3 protein-coding genes are annotated in these 3004 nt (G+C 41.3%); all 3 read left to right on the top strand.

Features of this window, described 5'->3' with window-relative positions:
• Positions 1 to 169: 169 nt before the first annotated feature.
• Entirely contained in the window at positions 170 to 838 is a 669-nt protein-coding gene (locus tag WBA23_RS15885; protein WP_424583269.1) for a heme exporter protein CcmB, read from the top strand.
• A 116-nt stretch (positions 839 to 954) separates the two neighbouring features.
• Positions 955 to 2163, top strand: coding sequence for a glycoside hydrolase family 18 protein (locus tag WBA23_RS15880; protein WP_424583268.1), 1209 nt, complete (start codon positions 955 to 957; stop codon positions 2161 to 2163).
• A 122-nt stretch (positions 2164 to 2285) separates the two neighbouring features.
• Entirely contained in the window at positions 2286 to 2846 is a 561-nt protein-coding gene (locus WBA23_RS15875) for a Uma2 family endonuclease (protein WP_424583267.1), read from the top strand.
• Positions 2847 to 3004: the final 158 nt, after the last annotated feature.

Here is a 3004-nt window from a genome sequence, read left to right as displayed (position 1 = left end):
CTTATTAGGTGCCAATAGATCACGGACATCTACTTTTAGTGCATCAGTAACTCGAAATAAGTCGGCTAGATTTGGCTGACTTTCGTTGATGAAAAGTAGCTGCCAATTCGTAATATCAAGTAAGGTTTCAATGGTCTTTACGGGTTTCCCTTCGTACCTTTAGGCCGTTATGCTGTGGAAAGAAATTCAGTTACTATTGCGGAAAGAAGTTATATTAGAATGGCGACAACGCTACGCGCTTAACGGTATTTTGCTTTACGTAGTAGGCGCAGTTTTCATTTGCTATCTGAGCTTTAACTTACAGCAAGGTACGCTCAAGGTAGTCACTTGGAATGCGCTGTTCTGGATTATTATGTTATTTGCGGCGGTAAATGCCGTTGCTAAAAGCTTTGTTCAGGAGCGAGCCGGTCGGGCGATTTATTACTATACGGTAGCGAGTCCGCAAGGAATTATTATCTCTAAAATTATTTACAACACCTTACTGCTGCTAGTGCTGGCTACTGCCTGTTTGCTAGTGTACATGTTAGTAATGGGCAACCCTATTCAAAATATGGGCTTGTTTGCGGTCAATTTGTTGCTGGGGGCCTCTGGGTTTTCGGTCACGCTAACGATGGTGTCTAGCATTGCTTCCAAAGCCAATAATAACAGCAGCCTAATGGCGATTCTCGGTTTTCCAGTAATCATTCCGATGCTATTGATGGTAATAAAAGTGTCGAAGAATGCGATAGACGGCCTAGCACTTAGCGTAAGTTATGATGAGATTATGACATTAATTGCTATAAACACCATTGTTGTGGTGCTGGCGTATATATTATTTCCATTCTTATGGCGAACGTGATATTAGTTGAAAATGGATAATGGAAAGTTGATAATTAATCCCCCAGCATAGTCTAATGCGTGTTTTTAGCGCGTTAAAAATGCACCTTAGCTAAATTTGATATACACTACTTTATTATGCTTAAAACTTGCTTCCTTGCTTCTACTTCCTTACTGTTTATCGGATTGTTCTTTAGTGCGTGTCAGCCAAGTGATGCTCAGTCGGATAAAGAGGCTTTTAATATTATGGCGTACTACGTGCCGGAAGAAGATTATCAGCCGGAGAATCTGCCGTTAGATAGGCTTAGTCATATCATCTTCTCTTTCTCAAAAGTCATTGACGGAGAAATGAAATTCAGGCACGAAGAAGCAGGCGAAAAACTTCGGTTATTAGTAGAACAAAGGAAAAAATACCCTCAACTAAAAGTGATGCTCGCTTGTGGCGGCTGGGGCGCCGGAGGCTTTTCCGACATGGCGGTTACTGCCGAGGGAAGAAGCAAATTCGTACTGAGCACTATCCGAATGATAGAAGAATACCAACTCGATGGTATTGATATGGACTGGGAATACCCCGCCCTGGATTACGCGGACATTGATGCCCGAGAATCAGACACCCAAACCTTCACCCTGCTTATGAAGGAGCTACGCGAAGAAATGGATAAGCTTGATCGTCCCATGACCCTCACCTTCGCTTCAGCGGGCTGGGAGTACTACTACGAGAAAATTGAGCTAAATGAAGTGATGAAGTACGCCGATTATATGAATGTGATGACCTACGATCAAGTAACCGGTACTTTTCCGTATACTGGGCATCATACCCCGCTAGGTCATATCAAAAGCGAAGATTTAACGAATTACCCTATCTATCAGTACTACGAAGAAAGAGATAGTATTGCGCAAGCTCAGGGTCGACCAGCGTTTAAGCCGCGCTCGGTAAAAAGTATTGTTGCTTACTGTATAGATCAGGGAGTTGACCCGAGTCAAATTATAATTGGCGGAGCATTTTACGGAAGAGCTTGGAAGGGAGTACCCCCCAAAGATAATGGACTTTACCAGCCCAATAAGGGAACGTACATTGGCTGGTCGGCTTATCATCAAATTAGAGATAAATACGAGAATAAGAACGGCTATACCCGCTACTGGGACGAAGTGGCAGAAGCTCCTTACTTGTATAGCCCAACCGATAGTATCTTCTTTTCGTACGACGACACCGCTTCAGTAAAGCTAAAAACTCGCTACGCGATAGAAGAAGACCTAGGTGGTATTATGTTCTGGGAGCTAGGAAATGATACTAAAGAAGAAAATAGTCTGCTCAGTGCCATTTACGAGGCGGCCGTCGATAAATAATGATAGTTTTTCATCAAGATAGGAATACTATTGCTTAAGAATGTGTTATTTATTGAACAGCGATTATTTTAAAGTTAGTGTAGGTTCGTCAATCGGGAAAGTTGATCAAAATAGTATGCCCAATGAGTACTATAGATAAGCATCAGTGCACTATAGATGAAGTAGAGAAAATGTATCAGCATGGGATACTGCCGCCTGATGAGCGGATAGAACTTATTGATGGTGAATTGCACGTTATGAGTCCTAAAAACCCACCTCATTTTATCACTCAGAGAAAGTTATCCGATTTTTTTTCTGACCATTTGGCTAAGAAAGACTATCTAATTGATAAGGAGATTCCAATAGATATTTCACAGATTTCTATGCCGGAACCTGATCTGGTTATTGCTCATCAGCGAGCGGGTTTACAGATAAATGAATATGTTCAGGTAGCTGATTTAGTATTATTAGCCGAAGTTTTAGACACTACTGTTGGTTATGATTTGGGAAGAAAAAAGGAAGTATACGCTCAGGCGGGAGTTCCTGTTTATTGGGTAATTGATATTCTTCAACATCAGGTTCATATATTCAGCAATTTATGTCAGGGCGATTACAGAACGGCGGTAACTTATAAGAAAGGCCCCCTTCCGGCTTTTCCGTTCGATTTTACCATCTCTTTTGACGATATATTTCCTAAAGCTTGAATGAGGCCGTATACTATCAGACATATTACGCATTGAATTAGTTAGCAAATAGAGTCATGAAATCATTAGAACAGCGATTTAACCAATATAAGCAAGAAACCAACCAGCGGTTAAACTCTATTGATGCTAAGTTTGAAGTAGTTAATGACACCTTACAG

The sequence above is a fragment of the Tunicatimonas sp. genome, from assembly GCF_049647865.1.
Lineage (GTDB): Bacteria > Bacteroidota > Bacteroidia > Cytophagales > Cyclobacteriaceae > Tunicatimonas.
This window is presented reverse-complemented; position numbering and strand designations above follow the sequence as displayed.